The sequence below is a fragment of the Mucilaginibacter aureus genome (genome assembly GCF_053514885.1).
In genome coordinates, this window is the sequence record NZ_CP170601.1 from 5,074,032 (window position 1) to 5,092,546 (window position 18,515).

Below are 18,515 nucleotides of genomic sequence, written 5' to 3' on the forward strand. Positions count from 1 at the left end.
CCGGGTTTTTATCCCGAATAGAAACAAAGGTATGTAATTTGCATTACTCATATAATACATCATAAAAATCTACACTCAACATGAAAAAGATATTCTCAGTATTATTGATCATCGTGGCAGCAGCCTCACTAAGTTCATGCAGTTATAACAGCATGGTTAAAATGGACGAAAACGTTAAGGCAAAATGGGGACAAGTACAAAACGACTATCAGCGCCGGTCGGATTTGGTGCCGAACCTAGTAGCTACCGTGAAGGGCGCGGCCAATTTTGAAAAAAGCACGTTAACCGATGTTATTAACGCGAGGGCAAAAGCAACTTCTATCCAGGTTGATCCAACCAAATTGACGCCGGAGTCGATACAGAAATTCCAGGCTGCACAAGGCGAGTTAAGCAGCGCTTTAGGTAAATTAATGGTGATCACCGAAAATTATCCTGACTTAAAAAGCAATGCCAACTTTTTAGCACTACAGGCACAGTTGGAAGGTACCGAAAACCGGATAACCGTTGCGCGCAAAGATTTTAACGAAGCTGTACAGCAATATAATGGTAAAATCCGGTCTTTCCCGGCTAATATCACCGCGAAAATGTTTGGCTTTAGCGAAAAAGGGTACTTCCAGGCAGAGCCGGGCAGCGAAAAAGCACCCGAGGTAAAATTTTAACATGGGATTTCACTGATTGAAAATTGATGGCACCGATATCAGTGTAATCATAAAACAATCGGTGTAATCATAAAATAATCAGTGTAATCATAACCAATCATGTCAATATTTAACGACGAAGAGCAGCACCGGATACGCGTAGCAATTGAGGATGCCGAAAAGCTAACCTCGGGGCAATTGCGTGTTTGTATTGAAAAGACCTGTAGCGAAGACGTACTTTTACGTGCAACCCACTACTTTAAAAAATTAGGGATGCAGCACACCAAGCACCGGCATGGGGTATTGATCTACCTGGCAACGGTCGACCGTAAATTTGCCATTATTGGCGATAAGGGTATCGACAGTGCTGTTCCTCCCGGTTTTTGGGAAAACACCAAGGATGCCATGTTGCAGCATTTTAAATACGGTGAGTTGGTTGATGGCATTGTAACCGGCGTAAAAATGGCCGGCGAACAATTGGCCAAATACTTTCCGCATAACGATAGCGACAAAACCCAACTGCCTGACGATATAGCTTTTATGGATGGCAAATAAACCTAAACCGATGTTCAGAAAATACTTATTGATCATTTTACTTGCTGTTACAGGCAGCGGAGTATTCGGCCAGGAATATCCGCCAAAGTCGAACACTTTGGTTACCGATTATACCAATACGCTTAGCGCGGATAATAAAGCGCAGCTTGAGAATAAATTAGTAGCCTTTAACGATTCTACTTCCACGCAGATCGCAGTGGTTATCATCAAATCTGTCGGCAGTTATGACATCGCCGAATATGGCGCGGGGCTGGGCCGCAATTGGGGTATTGGTCAAAAAGGCAAAAATAACGGAATATTGATATTGGTTGCGATAGAGGACCATAAGGTAACCATACAAACCGGGTATGGTGCCGAAGGCGCTGTGCCCGATGCCATAACCAGCCAGGTGATCAATAACCAGATCAAGCCCGCATTTAAAGGAGGCGACTATTACGGCGGGTTAGATGCTGCAATCACATCACTGATACAATACATGCGCGGCGAATACAAAGCAGATGTGCAAGTTCAGGATCAGAACGAGGGCAATGGCGGCGGTGGCAGCATAGGCTTGATCATTTTCATTGTGGTGGTTATCGTGATATTGATATTCAGAAACATTGGCCGCGGCGGTGGGCATATTATCGGCGGTCGTGGTGGCGCAAGTCCTTTTTGGTGGTTCCTGGCTGGTTCGGCTTTGGGCGGCAGGGGTGGTTGGGGCGGCGGTAGTTCTGGCGGCAGCGACAGCTCCGATAGTGGAGGTGGTAGTTTCGGCGGGTTTGGCGGCGGCGATTTCGGGGGCGGTGGCTCAAGCGGTAGCTGGTAGAGGTAGTTATTAGTTATTAGTTATTAGTTATTAGTTATTAGTTATTAGTTATTAGTTATTAGTTATTAGTTATTAGTTTGGATCAACCCGGACAGGACAGTTTAATTATACATTCATTTTTTATGCGAGATCTGAGGTGGAAAACGCTTTCTTCAAAATATGTACACACCGGGGCCTGGGCCACTTTACGGGTTGATACCTGTGAGCTACCCGATGGCCGGATAAACCCTGCTTATTATGTATTGGAATATCCAAACTGGAGCAATGCCGTAGCCTTTACCGAAGAGGGTAAGATTTTACTGGTGCGCCAATACAGACACGCCGCCGAAATCATATCGCTCGAGCTCCCTGGCGGAGTTATTGAAGCCGGTGAAAAACCGGAAGACGCGATCAAGCGCGAACTGCTCGAAGAAACCGGATACCAGTTTGATGAAGTGGAGCAGATTGCCATTGTTTTCGCTAACCCGGCAACGGGTAATAACCATACCTATTGTTATATCGCCAAAAACGGCAAAAAGGTTCAGGAGTTAAATCTGGATGAGCATGAAGACATCATTGTGGAAGAATACACCATCGACGAAGTAAAACAACTATTGGCCGATAATAAAATAGCGCAGGCCCTGCATTGTACCAATTTATTTTATGCTTTGATGAAGCTGGGAGAATTGTAGCGCTTTGGTTTTTGAAGTTAAATCATTTTAAGTTTTAATACTTAATAAGTAAATTAGCTTTTGTTATGAAGAATATAACCGACATACCACGTACAGCAATGGAAGTGTTTAACATGCTTCCGGAAGGAACGCGTTGCGAGGTTATTGATAATACCTTATATATGTCGCCATCACCAAGCACCAATCACCAGGATACTCTTGGTGATATCTTTTTTAAGATCAAACAATATCTTATCCAAAATCAATCGGGCAAAATTTTTATTGCGCCATTAGATGTTTATTTGGATAACGAGCTTGGTGTGGTTCAGCCCGATCTGATCTTTATTAAAACCGACAATCAGCACCTGATACAAAAAAAAGGCATTGTCGGTTCGCCGGATATGATCATCGAAATATTATCTTCTAACATGGTCTACGATATGACGAAAAAATTCGAGTTATATCAAAGGAATCAAGTTACAGAATACATCATCATTAATCCCGACACCAAAGAGGTATTACATTATCTGCTAAATAGCAGAACGTACGAACAAACTCCATCTGAAAAAGCAAAACTGAATTTAAAGGTTCTTGACTTGCAGGTTACTTTTTAAGTACTGTGTGCTCCAAAACAAAAGCGCCTGTCTCACTTGAAACAGGCGCTTTTGTTTTATCGTTGAGGTTGTGGTTACGACATCTTCAGCTTTTTCTGAATATCTGCAACATAGCCTTTAAATTTTTTATCGGTGTCAATTAAATCTTCAACTGTTTGGCAGGCGTAAATCACTGTTGAGTGATCGCGGCCGCCGAAGAAACTGCCGATTGATTTTAATGAGCTTTTGGTATGTGCTTTTGCAAGGTACATGGATATCTGGCGGGCCTGCACAATTTCGCGTTTGCGGGTTTGTGATTTTACCATTTCGATAGGCACTTCAAAGTATTCGCAAACCAGGCTTTGGATATATTCCATCGAAATCTCTTTAGTAGAGTTTTTGATGAAGTTCTTTAACATTTGCTTGGCCAGGTTAAGGTCGATCTCTTTACGGTTAAGGGTTGATTGTGCCAATAATGACACCATCGCTCCTTCCAACTCACGCACGTTGTTATCAATGTTGTGGGCTACGTATTCAACTACTTCGTTTGGCAGTTCAATACCGTCCTGGTAAATCTTTGTTTTAAGGATAGCCATTCGGGTTTCCAGGTCCGGAACCTGCAGATCGGCCGAAAGGCCCCATTTAAAACGCGAAAGCAAACGTTCTTCTAAACCGGCCAGATCTTTTGGCGCTTTATCTGATGTAATGATCAGTTGCTTGCCCGACTGGTGCAGGTGATTGAAGATATGAAAAAAGAAATCCTGTGTTTTTTCTTTACCGGCAAAGTTGTGCACATCGTCCATGATCAGCACATCAATAGCCTGGTAAAAGTTCACAAAATCGTTAATGTTATTGTGCTTTAATGCATCTACAAACTGCTGGGTAAATTTCTCGCATGATACGTATAGTACCAGCTTATCGGGCAGGCTGCGTTTAATTTCGTTACCAATAGCTTGTGCCAGGTGGGTTTTACCCAAACCAACGCCACCATATATCATTAATGGGTTAAAAGAGGTGCCGCCTGGTTTTGCTGCAACAGCATAACCTGCCGAACGCGCCAAACGGTTACAATCGCCCTCGATAAAGCTATCGAAAGTATAGTTGCGGTTTAACTGCGGATCAACCTGCAGCTTTTTTAAACCCGGTATTACAAACGGGTTTTTAATATCCTTATTGATGGAGATGGGGATAGGCATCGATTGGTTTTTGCCCTCTGCCCCATTTCCGTTCGACGGCATGTTGGTGGTGTACGGCTTGCTCGATGATGATTGCTCAACAACAATGTTGTATTCAAGTCTTCCATCCTCGCCTAACTGCTTTTTTATCGTTTTGCGTAACAGGCCTACATAATGCTCTTCGAGCCATTCGAAAAAGAATAAGCTTGGTACTTGTATGGTTAGCACGCTTCCTTCGATCCTTAAGGCTTTTATTGGCTCGAACCAGGTTTTAAAACTTTGGGCCGGGATGTTATCCTTGATGATCTGCAAGCAGCTATTCCAAACGTTAGTACAAGTTTTTTCCATTAGTAGTTGTATAATTTATTGATTTACAAACCCCAGCACAAGCTTTCACTTCGCCGGCTTCGGAACATCGAATATTGAAAAAATAACCTGATTAAAAAATTAAATTTTCACTTTTTGATGTTCCATTTCTTAACATTCTCACCAATACACAATTAGTTTATTTTGCACTTAAAAATGTAATTATTAATTAATTTAAGCACAAAATTCTATAGAGCGTACCTTTCACTCCCCAATTATTGCAAGCCTATATTACTATAGGTTATACTACAATTGAGACAATTTAAATTCCCAAAAAATTGTTAGTTAATTATCGGCCCACCACACCGGTTTATCAGCACTTCTCTTCATGACAAACCCTCCTTCAAATTGTATTGCTTTCTAAAAAATTAAAGCTAACAAAAATATTACATCGTAGCCAAAGTTTATAAGTTTTTTTCAACTTTTTACTCTTGGCTGTGCCTTAACAAGATACGTTATCAACAATGGCGATTATGGGTTAATGTTCGCCGAAAACTTTGCGCATGGTATCGGCTATTTCGCCGAGTGTAGCGTATTGCTCCACTGCATTTAGTATAAATGGCATTAAATTGCTTTCGCCATCAGCCGCCTGTTCCAGTTGTTGCAGCGCCTGCTGAACTGCCCCGTTATCGCGTTCGTTTTTGAGTTTTTTTAATTTTTCAATTTGGTGCAGCCTGATAGAGTCGTCGACCCTGAAAACCTCAACAGGCTGCTCTTCCTGTTGCGTAAACTGGTTAACGCCCACCAGTACCTGTTCTCCGCTTTCAATGTCCTGCTGGTACTGATAAGCCGCTTTTGCAATTTCCTGCTGGATATAATCTTCCTCAATTGCTTTTACCGACCCGCCCATCGCATCTATCTTATCGATATACAGCTGCGCTGCGGCCTCCAGTTCGTCTGTTAGCGATTCGATGAAATATGATCCTGCAAGGGGATCGACGGTATCGGTAACTCCACTTTCAAAAGCTATGATCTGTTGTGTACGCAGAGCGATCTTAGCTGCAGCTTCGGTGGGTAATGATAAAGCCTCATCGTAACCATTAGTATGTAATGATTGCGTACCACCTAATACCGCTGCCATAGCCTGGTTGGTTACACGCACAATATTATTCATGGGTTGTTGTGCCGTTAAGGTTGATCCGCCAGTTTGGGTATGGAAGCGCAGTTTTTGGGCACCCGGGTCTGTAGCGCCAAGCTCTTTGGTAATATGCGCCCACATGCGACGTGCGGCACGAAACTTACAGATCTCTTCGAAAAAGTTATTATGGCAGTTGAAAAAGAAAGATAGTCTTTTGGCGAATACGTTGATATCTAACCCTTTATTCATAGCAGCTTTTAAATAAGCTTTTCCATTAGCCAGGGTAAAGGCCAGCTCTTGCACCGCAGTTGAGCCCGCTTCGCGGATATGATAGCCCGAGATAGAGATGGTGTTCCATTTGGGCAATTCTTTACTGCAATATTCAAACACATCGGTAATTAGCCGCATAGATTGCCGTGGCGGATAGATATAGGTACCACGTGCGGCATATTCCTTTAAAATATCGTTTTGGATGGTGCCTGATATCAGTTTCAGATTGGCGCCCTGTTGTTTAGCTAAGGCGATATACATGGCTAATAAGGTAGCCGCTGTAGCGTTGATCGTCATAGAGGTGGTTACCTTTTGCAGCTCGATGCCATCAAACAGTATCTCGATGTCTTTTAACGAATCGATAGCTACGCCTACTTTGCCTACTTCGCCTTCAGAAAGTTGATGATCGGAATCGTAACCGATCTGTGTAGGCAGGTCGAACGCTACTGAGAGCCCCATAGTGCCCTGGCTCAATAAATAGTGGTACCGTTTATTCGACTCCTCGGCTGTTGAAAAACCTGCGTATTGGCGCATCGTCCACGGCCGGCCGCGGTACATGTCTTTTTGAATACCACGGGTATATGGAAACTCGCCCGGCATTTCATCCATTGGCGATGGCGAAGCGGTATAGACTTCCTTGATGTTGATACCCGATGAGGTGGTAAACTTTTTTTGCGACATGCCTGCTTTTTTAGAAAATATCTTCGAGGTCTTTCCTGATCACGGCCGTAGCCATATCGTACGGATTTTCTTCCAGCTTGCTCAGGTGGGTTAGTATGGCCCGGCTCAGATCAAGCCCGGTGGCATCGTCGGGCAAACCCTTCACGACATTGGTAACAATACCCATGGTATCATCTTTAATGCGGCGGACAACAGTCCACGCCTGTGCCGAAACATAAATTTGCTGGGTAACGTTATGCTGGTATTCGTTACGGATCTCGGCAATTACTATACTCTGTAACTCTGCCGCCGAATAATCATTAGCGCCCAAACGGATAAGCATACTGGCAGGGTTAACACGCTCAATAAACAGTACTACACGTTCATATGCCTGCAGTTTTAAAGGCAGGGTTTGATTAGCGACGGATTTGCGCAGATCCAATAACTGAAAACTTTCAACCCGGTCCAGATGGGGCCTTACCAAATAATAAGCAAGTGCCACAGTAGTGAGGCCGGCGATGGTGTACTTAAGCACATCTGACAACAGAGGTGGTATTTCTAACAATAAAGTAGGGATCATAAAAAAGTTAAATGTTATTCCGGTGTCATTAATAACCGGGTGAGCAACAAAAATCTACATTTTGCCTTATATTTGTACATCAAATTAAAAATAACATGAATACTGCTGTTGAAACCGCTGCTGCCCCTGTTTCTTTTACCGAAGGCGCAGTAAAAGAACTACACAAATTAAAAGATCAGCAAGAACTTAATGATGATTTTGGCTTGCGCGTTGGCGTTGAGGGTGGAGGTTGTGCCGGCATGAACTATGTTTTAGGCTTTGACCAAAAGAAAGACGGCGACCAGGAATACCAGATTGAAGGTATCCGTGTATTTATGCATAAAGCACATGGCTTATATTTAGCCGGCATGCAGGTTGATTTTCAGGACGGACTAAATGCGCGGGGGTTTACTTTTAGCAACCCTAATGCAGCAAGTACCTGCGGTTGCGGCACTTCGTTTTCGGTTTAAAAAAGATATTGTTTATATTTAAAAGCGTTTTGTTAATAACAAAACGCTTTTTTTATGTGCTAAACTATTTACTGCATCAGGTGTAACAAACATACCTGCACAATAGTCTTAACAACCAAAATACCCGGCCCATGTCTGTACAGATGAATTATAAAGAGAATGTTGCGGTTGCCATGCAATCTATTGGCGGCAACAGGTTGCGCACAGCACTCACGGCACTCATCATTGCAATAGGCATTATGGCACTGGTTGCTATTTTAACGGCCATTGAGGGTATCAAACAATATACTAACGATGCTTTTTCGAGCATGGGGGCCAATTCGTTCACTATCCGCAACCGCGGCGGCGGTATCCGTTTTGGAGGTGGCGGCCGACGTAAAGTGTTCCAGTCCATCCGGTACGAAGAGGCCGATCATTTTAAAAGAGCCTTTAAACTACCTGCTTTATTGTCGGTTAATACTTACGCATCATACCAGGCTACGGCAAAATATGGCGATAAAAAAACCAACCCCAATATTTCAATTTTAGGTGCCGATGAAAATTACCTGGCAACTGGTGGCTATAAACTGGCTTCGGGCCGTAATTTTTCGCCCGCCGAGCTTGAGCATGGCGCTACTGTGGTTCTTATTGGCGACGAAATCAAAACCAAACTTTTTAAAAATGAAAACCCGCTGGATAAAGTATTAACCATTGGCGCTAATAAGTTTAAGGTAATAGGTTTGCTGGCGCCGAAAGGCTCAAGCATGGGTGGCGCGGGTGATAAGATCTGTATCATACCGGTATTTAAGGCCAAGCAGATCACAACCAACCCTAACCCTTCCTTTACCATTGGGGTTATGGTAAGCCAGCCAAGTGCCCTTGACGAAACTGTTGGCGAGGCTACGTCGCTGTTTCGCAACATACGCCGCCTGCCCATTAACCGCGACAATAATTTTGAAATAACCCGCAGCGACTCTATACAGCAGCAACTGGCCGGCAACCTTGCAGGCGTAACCGTAGCCGGCGTGGTAGTGAGCCTGATCACCTTGATTGGCGCTTCTATAGGTTTGATGAATATTATGCTGGTATCGGTTACCGAGCGTACGCGCGAAATTGGTATCCGTAAAGCAATTGGTGCCACCCCGGCAGTAATACGCAAACAGTTTTTAATCGAATCGGTGGTGATTTGCTTTATTGGCGGTGTTGCGGGCATTGTGTTAGGTATTGCTGCCGGTAACCTGGTGGCAGTAAATATAAGCGGCACGTTTGTGGTGCCATGGGCCTGGCTGTTTCTGGCTGTTGTGTTGTGTACCTTAATTGGATTGGGATCAGGCTATTATCCGGCAAAAAAAGCATCAAAGCTCGACCCGGTTGAGGCACTGCGGTACGAATAAAATTTAAAGCAGCGCTTTGTTGTTGAGGTAGCCATCGGCTAAAAGCCTTTGCACGTAAGGCATCTCTAACGATTTGATGAATGCATCGGCATGTCGCGTGGCGTGCATATCGCTCGATATAAAATCAACCAGGTGGTTGTCCACTAAATCTTCGGCTATTTTTTTGGTTTCGCGACCGTAATATCCGGTTAACGATATGGTGTTGATCTGCAGCATGCAACCCCATGCTTTTAGATTTTTATATTGATCGAGCGTGTAATAAGGGTACCTTTCGGGATGTGCCAGTATGGGCTGATAACCGGCATCTTTGAGCTTTTGCAAGGTTGGGATAAAAACCGGCGGCGGGCTTACAAACGAAAACTCGAAAAGGATATGGTTTTTACCGATCGGCAGCAGCTCATTTCTGTCAACCAGTTCCATAAATATCTCATCAAAAAAGTATTCGGCAGAGGCCTCTATCGGGATATCGATCTGCTCTTTAATTAATTCGGCTTTTAAAACCGCTAAGGCATTATTGATGCTTTGGGGTGTATTGCGGTAATAATCGTTCATTACGTGCGGCGTGGCGATTATTTTTTTTATCCCTGCCGACATCATCACCTTAATTAACTCGATAGACTCCTGCGGATTTTTAGCGCCATCGTCAATACCGGGCAAAACATGCGAGTGCATATCAACCCCTATACTGTCAAAATTTAGTTTTGGCTGTTCGTTTCTCCTTTTTTTAAAAAGGCCAAACATAATTAACGATTAGTATATTGGCCATCGTAATATTGCTGGTATTGGCCGGATGTAACGTGGTCAAGCCATTCCTGGTTAGCCAGGTACCAGTCGACAGTTTTTTCAAGCCCTTGCTCAAAAGTGATGCTTGGTGTCCAGCCCAGCTCGTCTTTTAGTTTGGTAGCATCAATGGCGTAACGCAGATCGTGCCCTGCCCTATCAGTTACAAAAGTGATCAGTTTAGCCGATTCGCCTTCGGGCCTGCCTAATTTTTTATCCAGTATGCTGCAAAGTAAACGGATCAGGTCGATATTTTTCCACTCGTTGTGGCCACCAATATTGTAGGTTGTGCCTGATTTTGCTTTGTGGAAGATCACATCGATAGCACGGGCATGATCTTCAACCCATAACCAATCGCGGATGTTTTCGCCCTTGCCGTAAACCGGAATAGGCTTTGACTGCTTGATGTTATGGATAGAAAGCGGGATCAGTTTTTCCGGGAAATGATATGAACCGTAATTGTTTGAGCAGTTTGAGATAACCGCATCAATACCATAGGTATCCTGATAAGCGCGCACAAAATGATCTGAACTGGCTTTTGATGCCGAATAAGGTGAATGCGGATCATAAGCGGTTTCTTCGGTAAACATACCATCTTCACCTAAAGTACCGTAAACCTCGTCGGTTGATACATGGTAAAAACGGGTTTTATTATAATTGCCTTTCCAATGCTCTTTGGCAGCGTTAAGCAGATTTACGGTACCGATCACGTTGGTCATCACAAACTCCAGCGGGTTAGTGATCGACCTGTCGACATGCGATTCGGCAGCTAAGTGAATAACCGCGTCAGGTTTCTCGGCTTTAAAAAGCTCATCAATAAACGCAGCATCAACAATATCGCCTTTTACAAAACGATAGTTTGGGTTATGCTCAATATCACGTAAGTTCTCAAGATTACCTGCATAAGTTAGTTTATCAAGGTTAATGATCTGGTAATCAGGATAGGTTGTTACAAACCTACGAACCACGTGCGAACCTATAAACCCCGCTCCACCTGTGATGATGATCTTCTTCATAAATCAGTTTTTAGAAAGGATTTTCAGCCAAATATTTTTCCCAGTTCCAGGCGGATAGCATCATATCAGCAATGCCCAATTCAGCAGTCCATCCCAGTACTTTGGTTGATTTAGTGACATCGCCCCAAACCTGCTCCACATCGCCGGGGCGGCGCGGACCAATTTTGTAATTTAATTTTTCTCCGGTAGTCTTTTCAAAAGCATGTATTACCTCCAGTACCGAACTACCGTTGCCTGTGCCTAAGTTAAACATATCGTAACCTGTAGCATGCCCTTCGGCTTCCATTAATTTTAATGCAGCAACGTGGGCCTTCGCCAGGTCGACAACGTGGATATAATCGCGGATACAGCTGCCGTCCGGAGTGCTGTAATCATCTCCAAATACGGTGATAGGACCGCGTTTGCCAATAGCACTTTGGGTGATGAACGGCACCAGGTTTTGCGGAACGCCGATGGGTAGTTCGCCTATCAAAGCAGAATCATGAGCACCAACCGGGTTAAAATAACGCAATGAAATAACCTTGCATTTACTTCCTGAATGAACCGTATCCTGTAAAATTTCTTCGGCTACCTGCTTGGTATTGCCATATGGCGATTGTGCAGGTTGTATAGGCGCGTCTTCGGTTACGGGTAGCTTTTCGGGCTGACCGTATACGGTACAGCTTGATGAAAACACAAAGTTAACCGGCTTGCTATAGTATGTTTGCAGCAGGTTAACCAGCGAGTAAAAGTTGTTGTGATAATATTTTAAGGGGTTGGCTACTGATTCGCCAACCGCTTTATAAGCTGCAAAGTGGATTATCCCCGAAATATCCGGTTCGGCTGCAGCCAGATCTTTAACCGCTTGCTCATCGCAAAGGTCGATCTGGTAAAATTTTGGTTTAAAGCCGATGATCCGGGCAACCTGATCGTGTATCTTGATATCGGAGTTAGACAGGTTATCAACTATAACGGGCTCATAACCGGCGTTAACCAGTTCGACCACCGTGTGTGAGCCGATGTAACCTAAGCCACCGGTAACCAATATTTTAGCCATAGCTTATTTGTTATAGTAGGTGAAATCCTTATGATGAATTTCTTTATCCGGTAACGACTTAAAGTATTCGTAAGTAATTTTTAAACCTTCGGCACGGGCCACTTTTGGCTCCCAGCCTAAAATTGCTTTAGCTTTGGTAATATCCGGGCGGCGCTGTTTCGGATCATCAACCGGCAGGTCTTTACAAACCAGTTCCTGGTCGGTACCTGTTAGTTTGATGATCTCTTCGCCAAACTGACGGATGGTGATCTCATCGGGGTTACCGATATTCATCGGCTGTACGTAATCGCTGAAAAGCAAGCGGTAAATACCTTCAATCAAATCGTCAACATAGCAAAAAGCGCGGGTTTGCGATCCGTCACCAAAAACGGTAAGGGGCTCGCCACGCAATGCCTGACCAATGAATGCAGGTAATACACGACCATCATTCAAGCGCATACGCGGACCGTAGGTATTGAAAATACGCACAATGCGGGTTTCAACGCCGTGGAAGGTATGATAAGCCATGGTGATAGCTTCCTGGAAACGTTTTGCCTCATCATACACGCCACGAGGGCCAACCGGGTTAACATTACCCCAGTATTCTTCGGGCTGCGGGTTAATGGTTGGATCGCCATACACCTCGGATGTTGAAGCGATCAACATACGGGCGCCTTTTGCGCGCGCCAAACCTAACAGGTTATGTGTACCCAACGAACCTACTTTTAAGGTTTGGATAGGTATTTTTAAATAATCGATAGGGCTGGCCGGCGATGCGAAATGCAAAATGTAATGCAGATCGCCCGGAACGTGTACAAATTTCGACACATCATGGTTGTAGAACTCAAAGTTCTCCAGTTTAAACAGATGTTCAATATTGCGTAGATCGCCGGTTATCAAGTTATCCATGCCAATAACATGGAAATCTTCTTTAATAAACCTGTCGCACAAATGCGAGCCTAAAAAGCCGGCGGCGCCGGTTATGAGTATTCGTTTTCTTTCTGCCATTATTTGGTTTCAACTATTTTACGACCGATACTGTTATAATAGAATCCGCAATCTAACATTTTTTGCAGATCGTATAAATTACGTCCGTCAAAAATAACTTTGTTTTTTAATAATTTACCTACCTGGTCAAAATCAGGTGTACGGAACACCGACCATTCGGTAACGATCAGCAACGCGTCGGCATCGTGCAGGGCACTGTACTGATCGGCAGCGTAGCTAATTTTGGTACCTAACAGGTTGCGTACGTTGTTCATACCTTCAGGGTCAAAAGCGGTTACGGTAGCACCAGCTTTAATTAATTCGTCAATAATATACAAAGCCGGGGCTTCGCGGATATCATCAGTCTCCGGTTTGAAAGACAATCCCCAAAGGGCAAACTTTTTACCTTTTAACTTACCGTCGAAATATTTCTTAACCTTTTCGAATAAAACTTTTTTCTGTGTTTCATTAACCTCGATAACCGAGTTTAAAATTTTAAAGTCGTACTTAGCTTCATCGGCCGATTTTACCAATGCCTGTACATCCTTAGGGAAACAGCTGCCGCCGTAACCAACCCCCGGGAACAGGAAGCGACGACCGATACGCTCATCAGATCCGATACCACGGCGAACCATGTCAACATCGGCACCAACCAGTTCGCAAAGGTTGGCAACTTCGTTCATAAAGGTAATTTTGGTTGCTAAAAACGAGTTTGCAGCATATTTTGTCAATTCAGACGAACGCTCGTCCATAAATATAATAGGGTTACCCTGACGTACGTATGGGCCATAAAGTTCGGCCATCAGTTTTTGGGCACGTTCGCTTTTGGTACCAACTACCACACGATCAGGTTTCATAAAATCTTCAACAGCTACACCTTCGCGTAAAAATTCAGGATTAGATACCACATCGAATTCTATTTCGGTTTCGGCACCTAAAGCCGCACGCACCTTATCGGCAGTACCTACAGGTACGGTTGATTTGGTTACGATAACTTTATAATCTTTAATGATCTTACCGATATCTTTAGCTGCACCCAGTACATAGCTCAGGTCGGCCGCACCGTCACCACCCGGAGGGGTTGGCAATGCTAAAAAGATAATTTTAGCTTCTTCAATGGCTTCGGCCAGGCTGGTGGTAAAATGCAACCTGTTTTGTGCAATATTACGGAGGAATAAGATGTCAAGTCCGGGTTCGTAAATTGGCATTTTGCCATCTTGCATCATTTTTACTTTTTCGGCGTTTATATCAACGCAAATTACCTGGTTTCCGGTTTCGGCTAAACATGTACCTGTTACTAAACCTACGTACCCCGTACCTACTACAGCTATTTTCATATTTTGATGTTCGCTTTAAATGTTTTTTAATTTACCTTCGATCGACGAAGATAATAATTCAAATCCTATAATGTTATTAATTTACAATTTATTCCTGCGAATTTATTTAATATTAATATTAATCTCTTCATTTTTTAACAAAAAAGCAAAAAAATGGATAACTGGCCGTAAAAATAACAATGTTGCGCATAGCCAATCATCTTTTTGGTTTCATTTTGCATCGTTAGGCGAATTTGAACAAGGCCGCCCCGTGCTCGAAAAGATGCGACTGCTGCATCCTGACCAAACAATTGTTATTACTTTTTTTTCGCCATCGGGATACGAGATACGTAAAAACACTCCCCTGGCCAACCATGTTTATTACCTGCCCTTAGACACGGCAAAAAATGCGAGGGAATTTATTGGTAACATCAACCCTACCCTTGCTGTTTTTACGAAATATGAATACTGGTACCACTATTTTAACGAGCTGAATAAGCGAGGGGTACCGCTCTACGTCATATCGGGAATATTCAGGCCGAAACAAATATTTTTTAAATGGTATGGCGGCCTACACAGGCAAATGCTGGGGTTTGTAACACGTTTTTTTGTGCAGGATAGTGAGTCGGAAGCGCTGCTTAAGGGCATTGGTATAACTCATGTTACCATTAGCGGCGATACCCGTTTTGACCGTGTTTGGGAAAACTCGCAATCGCCCAAACAGATAGATGTAGTTGCAAAGTTCAAGGCAGGGCAACTGCTATTTATTGGCGGCAGCACCTGGCCGCAGGATGAAGAACTGATCGCATCGCTCATACCATTGTACCCTGAATGGAAATTCATCTTCGCCCCGCACGAAATAACCGAACCTAAAATACAGGCTTTGCTAAAACTTGTCCCGCAGGATAAAGCCATTCGCTTTTCGGAAATTGAAAAGCTTAACGCCGATGTGAGCCATTACCAGGTACTGATCATCGATAATATCGGGATGTTATCCTCATTATATCAATACGGCGATATTGCTTTTATAGGCGGCGGATTTGGCGCAGGCATCCACAATATTTTAGAAGCTGCTGCATTTGCCTTGCCGGTGATATTCGGCCCGCGGTATCAAAAGTTTAAAGAAGCACGGGACGTGGTGGAAAAACAGCTGGGCTTTTCGGTAGTGAACCAGGAGGAACTACAAGAGGCCGCTGATATATTAATAGCCGATGAGGCCTATCGTGAAGAAACAGGTAAAAAAATACGAGAGTATGTAAAGGCGAATACGGGAGCGACGGAGAAGTTTTTGGAGGAAATTAAACGATGAGAATTAAGTTATTACTTGCTGTAATGATAATTTTCAGTGCTGCGCTCTGTTTTGGACAGCAGGCTCAATTAAACAACAAGCTTAGTTATACTATCGATAGTTTATTTAAGACGGAGCCCATACGATCAGCTTATGATCTGAAATCTACAGAGAAAGAGTCGAGAAGAAATGCAAAGAAAAACCTGCCTGTAGTAAAAGCAATACTGGATCAGTATGGTTTTCCGGGTTATGACCTTGCTGGTGAAACAAGTTCAAACAACTATGCCATTTTGGTTATGCGTTCGGTTATTGATATTGAATTTCAGAAACGGGCGTTGTCACTTTTGGAGATGCAGGTTAAAAATAAAAACGCAAATGTATGGCGCTACGCTTCTTTGGTCGACCTGATAAATATTGAAACCGGTAAAAAACAGGTATACGGAACACAAACCACATTAACTGATGAAGGCTTTGTGGTTAAGCCTTTAATTGACCCCGCAAATGTTGACGCAAGGCGTAAAGCTATTGGTATCAATACCTCGCTTGCCAGTTCGTTAAAAACGGCTAACGGCTTTTACCAGTCATACAAAAAGGGACCATGGGTAAACAAGATAACTATTAAAGACACCACCAGACATTAGTTTAACACCATCCGCTTTAGCGATTCGATAAACATCGGCGAATCGTTTAAACTTTCAACCAGTTGCATATGTTCGCCGCCGGCGGCTTTAAACTCTTCGTGGTACTCTACGGTAACTTCGTAAACGGTTTCGAGGCAATCGGCAACAAAGGCGGGGCAAAATACCAGCACGCGTTTTTTTCCTTCAGCGGCAAGCTTAGCTACTATTTCGCTGGTGTAGGGCTGCACCCATGGGTCGCTACCCAGGCGCGACTGAAAACAAATGGTATATTTTTCTTTCGGGATACCGAGCTTATCTGCAATTAGTTTTGCGGTATGGTACGATTGTGCCGAATAGCAGGTTTTGTTAACATCGGTCAGGGTGTCGCAGCATCCGGCTGTTTTAAGGCAATGCTGATGCGTATGATCGGCTTTAACGAGTTGCCTTTGCGGCAGGCCATGAAAGCTGAACAAAATATGATCGTAAGTTTCGGGGTTGTATTTTTTAGCGTTATCGGCAAAAGTACTGATCATCAGGTCGTCATCGTGAAACGAGTTGATGAACGAGATATTTGGTTTGGTTGGCCAGGTACCGATCAATTCCATCACCTTATCATAAACCGAGCCGGTACTTGCCGACGCATATTGCGGAAACAAAGGGATAACCCGGATATCATCAACCAAAGCATCCTTAAATTTAGCAAGGGCTGATTCGATAGATGGGCTTTGGTAACGCATTGCCAACTCAACCTGGTAATCTGCACCTAAGCTTTCGCGCAGCATATCGCGCTGTAAAATGCTGTAATGCAACAAAGGTGAGCCGGTTTCATCGCTCCATATTTTTTGATACAACGCCGCCGATTTTGGGCTGCGGAAAGGAACAATTATGCCTTTTACCAAAACAATGCGCCAAACAGGGTTAACATCAATTACCCGGGGGTCCATCAAAAACTCGTTAAGGTATTTGCGCACATCAGCTGTTGATGGGCTATCGGGCGTGCCCAGGTTGATCAGTAAAACTCCTTTTTTGCTCATGCTTATTAATTCGGAGTGCAAAGATAATATTGCTATGGATGGTTAGGTAATTAAAAATGTCAATAAGGTGTTAAAATAAAAATCACTTCAAAAAAATTAAAAACACTTTAAAGAATTATTTATCAATGAATTACAATTCAATTTTTTATATATTTAAGCAATTATATCATCGCCATGAAAAAATACATCTTTGCCATTATCCTGTTTACTTCAGTTTTGGCCGTTTCATCATGTAAAAAAGCGGATACTGTTAACCAGGCCGCGCCAGGATATGTACAAACTGTTACCTACCAGTTTAACACAACCGTTGGTGGTAACTATACTGCCTCATATACCGGTGCCGATGGCAAATCTGTTTTGGAGCCTGTAACCGCTACAGCAACTCCGTGGTCAAAATCTGTGGCTATAAGTGATGTTACGGTTACAAAATCAGCTACGCTATTGGTATCATCATCCACTGTTACATCCGGAACAGTAATAGTAAAAATATTAAAAAACGGTAACGTGGTAAGTTCTACAAGCTCTACCTTTACCAGTTCATCTCACGATGTTACTACAACTTATACTTTTTAAGGCTTCAGCTTCCACAGCAACCACCATGGCGTGCCCGGCGAATCGTGGTGCTCGTAATGATAACCAAAAAAATAACAAGAGAAGAATGCGGCCAAATGGTTTTTACGCTGGCTGCGCGATTGATGCCGATTAACATGTTCGCCTTTATGCGGCAGGTAAGTGCCAAAATAAAATAACTGCACTGTGCTTAACAATGACGGCGCTACCCAAAACAAGATGAGGTTTTGCTGAGGTATCCAAAGCTTTAGCACGTTGAATAATATAGCCATAAACACTACCTGCCAAACAGATAGATAATTGCGGATAAAACTAATATACCAGCGTACAAAACTGCCGGAATGATAGTCAGGGTCGGTATCGGTATGTACATGCCGATGGTGTTGGTGATGTTTGGTATACAGTTTTGGGTACCAAAAGGCTGCGTATAACAAAGTTACAATATGCCCTATCCCATTGTTGATGGTTTTATTGGCGGATATTGTGCCGTGCATGGCATCGTGAGCAGTAATGAACAGGCCCGTGTATAAATGCATCTGCAACAGCACAAAAAAATACAGCAAAGGGTTGGCAAGGCTTACCTGCCAGCGCATTAACAAAACGGTGCAGGCTAGCCAGCCCAGCAGAATGATCAAAGCGATAATGATACCGGTATTTGAGGCTGGTTTATGCATGATAATAAAACGCCTGTAAGCGG

20 protein-coding genes are annotated in these 18,515 nt (G+C 43.5%); 10 read left to right on the top strand and 10 right to left on the bottom strand.

What is annotated here, in order from left to right:
• Positions 1-80: 80 nt before the first annotated feature.
• The 5 genes from ACFGVR_RS21780 (at position 81) to ACFGVR_RS21800 (ending at position 3,262) form a co-directional block, all read left to right on the top strand.
• Positions 81-659 (top strand): LemA family protein, encoded by a 579-nt coding sequence (locus ACFGVR_RS21780; RefSeq protein ID WP_448699732.1) that lies wholly within the window; start codon positions 81-83, stop codon positions 657-659.
• Between the two features lie 99 nt (positions 660-758).
• Positions 759-1,193 carry a TPM domain-containing protein gene (locus ACFGVR_RS21785; RefSeq protein WP_448699734.1) on the top strand — a complete coding sequence of 145 codons (435 nt, stop codon included), beginning with the start codon at positions 759-761 and terminating at the stop codon, positions 1,191-1,193.
• A gap of 10 nt (positions 1,194-1,203) precedes the next feature.
• A complete protein-coding gene (locus tag ACFGVR_RS21790; protein WP_448699736.1) occupies positions 1,204-1,998 on the top strand; it encodes a TPM domain-containing protein in 795 nt (264 codons plus the stop codon).
• A gap of 122 nt (positions 1,999-2,120) precedes the next feature.
• Positions 2,121-2,669, top strand: a complete 549-nt coding sequence (locus ACFGVR_RS21795) for an NUDIX hydrolase (RefSeq protein WP_448699737.1) — start codon at positions 2,121-2,123, stop codon at positions 2,667-2,669.
• Between the two features lie 65 nt (positions 2,670-2,734).
• A complete protein-coding gene (locus ACFGVR_RS21800; RefSeq protein ID WP_448699739.1) occupies positions 2,735-3,262 on the top strand; it encodes a Uma2 family endonuclease in 528 nt (175 codons plus the stop codon).
• Positions 3,263-3,336: 74 nt separating this feature from the next.
• On the opposite strand, the gene dnaA is transcribed toward ACFGVR_RS21800, so the two are convergent.
• The 3 genes from dnaA to ACFGVR_RS21815 all read right to left on the bottom strand — a co-directional run bounded on the left by dnaA (position 3,337) and on the right by ACFGVR_RS21815 (position 7,370).
• Entirely contained in the window at positions 3,337-4,764 is a 1,428-nt protein-coding gene (gene dnaA / locus ACFGVR_RS21805; RefSeq protein ID WP_448699740.1) for a chromosomal replication initiator protein DnaA, read from the bottom strand.
• A gap of 496 nt (positions 4,765-5,260) precedes the next feature.
• Positions 5,261-6,811, bottom strand: a complete 1,551-nt coding sequence (locus ACFGVR_RS21810) for an acyl-CoA mutase large subunit family protein (protein WP_448699741.1) — start codon at positions 6,809-6,811, stop codon at positions 5,261-5,263.
• Between the two features lie 10 nt (positions 6,812-6,821).
• Positions 6,822-7,370 carry a DUF7935 family protein gene (locus ACFGVR_RS21815; protein WP_448699743.1) on the bottom strand — a complete coding sequence of 183 codons (549 nt, stop codon included), beginning with the start codon at positions 7,368-7,370 and terminating at the stop codon, positions 6,822-6,824.
• A 95-nt stretch (positions 7,371-7,465) separates the two neighbouring features.
• Between ACFGVR_RS21815 and ACFGVR_RS21820 the strand changes: the two genes are divergently transcribed.
• Together ACFGVR_RS21820 and ACFGVR_RS21825 are read left to right on the top strand one after the other, a co-directional pair.
• Complete coding sequence (locus ACFGVR_RS21820) at positions 7,466-7,819, top strand: HesB/IscA family protein (protein WP_448699745.1); 354 nt, start codon at positions 7,466-7,468, stop codon at positions 7,817-7,819.
• A gap of 131 nt (positions 7,820-7,950) precedes the next feature.
• The gene (locus tag ACFGVR_RS21825; RefSeq protein ID WP_448699747.1) at positions 7,951-9,192 is read left to right on the top strand and encodes an ABC transporter permease; all 1,242 of its coding nucleotides are present in this window, start codon (positions 7,951-7,953) and stop codon (positions 9,190-9,192) included.
• Positions 9,193-9,195: 3 nt separating this feature from the next.
• On the opposite strand, the gene ACFGVR_RS21830 is transcribed toward ACFGVR_RS21825, so the two are convergent.
• The 5 genes from ACFGVR_RS21830 to ACFGVR_RS21850 are packed head-to-tail and all read right to left on the bottom strand — an operon-like array spanning position 9,196 to position 14,327.
• Positions 9,196-9,933, bottom strand: coding sequence for a tyrosine-protein phosphatase (locus ACFGVR_RS21830; protein ID WP_448699749.1), 738 nt, complete (start codon positions 9,931-9,933; stop codon positions 9,196-9,198).
• A gap of 2 nt (positions 9,934-9,935) precedes the next feature.
• Positions 9,936-10,988 carry a dTDP-glucose 4,6-dehydratase gene (rfbB, locus tag ACFGVR_RS21835; protein WP_448699750.1) on the bottom strand — a complete coding sequence of 351 codons (1,053 nt, stop codon included), beginning with the start codon at positions 10,986-10,988 and terminating at the stop codon, positions 9,936-9,938.
• A 10-nt stretch (positions 10,989-10,998) separates the two neighbouring features.
• Complete coding sequence (gene galE, locus ACFGVR_RS21840) at positions 10,999-12,024, bottom strand: UDP-glucose 4-epimerase GalE (RefSeq protein WP_448699751.1); 1,026 nt, start codon at positions 12,022-12,024, stop codon at positions 10,999-11,001.
• 3 nt (positions 12,025-12,027) lie between these two features.
• The gene (locus tag ACFGVR_RS21845) at positions 12,028-13,011 is read right to left on the bottom strand and encodes a UDP-glucuronic acid decarboxylase family protein (protein ID WP_448699752.1); all 984 of its coding nucleotides are present in this window, start codon (positions 13,009-13,011) and stop codon (positions 12,028-12,030) included.
• The gene (locus tag ACFGVR_RS21850; RefSeq protein WP_448699753.1) at positions 13,011-14,327 is read right to left on the bottom strand and encodes a UDP-glucose dehydrogenase family protein; all 1,317 of its coding nucleotides are present in this window, start codon (positions 14,325-14,327) and stop codon (positions 13,011-13,013) included. Before ACFGVR_RS21850 ends, ACFGVR_RS21845 begins: the two co-directional genes overlap by 1 nt.
• 70 nt (positions 14,328-14,397) lie before the next feature.
• Between ACFGVR_RS21850 and ACFGVR_RS21855 the strand changes: the two genes are divergently transcribed.
• Positions 14,398-15,615 (top strand): 3-deoxy-D-manno-octulosonic acid transferase, encoded by a 1,218-nt coding sequence (locus tag ACFGVR_RS21855; RefSeq protein WP_448699754.1) that lies wholly within the window; start codon positions 14,398-14,400, stop codon positions 15,613-15,615.
• Positions 15,612-16,235 (top strand): DUF6624 domain-containing protein, encoded by a 624-nt coding sequence (locus ACFGVR_RS21860; protein ID WP_448699755.1) that lies wholly within the window; start codon positions 15,612-15,614, stop codon positions 16,233-16,235. The genes ACFGVR_RS21855 and ACFGVR_RS21860 overlap by 4 nt, the downstream gene beginning before the upstream one ends.
• Here the strand turns inward: ACFGVR_RS21860 and hemH are convergent.
• The gene (gene hemH / locus ACFGVR_RS21865) at positions 16,232-17,248 is read right to left on the bottom strand and encodes a ferrochelatase (protein ID WP_448699756.1); all 1,017 of its coding nucleotides are present in this window, start codon (positions 17,246-17,248) and stop codon (positions 16,232-16,234) included. The genes ACFGVR_RS21860 and hemH overlap by 4 nt on opposite strands.
• A gap of 174 nt (positions 17,249-17,422) precedes the next feature.
• On the opposite strand from hemH, the gene ACFGVR_RS21870 reads away from it, so the two are divergent.
• The gene (locus tag ACFGVR_RS21870) at positions 17,423-17,821 is read left to right on the top strand and encodes a hypothetical protein (protein ID WP_448699758.1); all 399 of its coding nucleotides are present in this window, start codon (positions 17,423-17,425) and stop codon (positions 17,819-17,821) included.
• On the opposite strand, the gene ACFGVR_RS21875 is transcribed toward ACFGVR_RS21870, so the two are convergent.
• On the bottom strand, positions 17,818-18,492 hold the full coding sequence (locus ACFGVR_RS21875; RefSeq protein ID WP_448699760.1) for a fatty acid desaturase: 675 nt from the start codon (positions 18,490-18,492) through the stop codon (positions 17,818-17,820). The genes ACFGVR_RS21870 and ACFGVR_RS21875 overlap by 4 nt on opposite strands.
• Positions 18,493-18,515 lie beyond the last annotated feature (23 nt).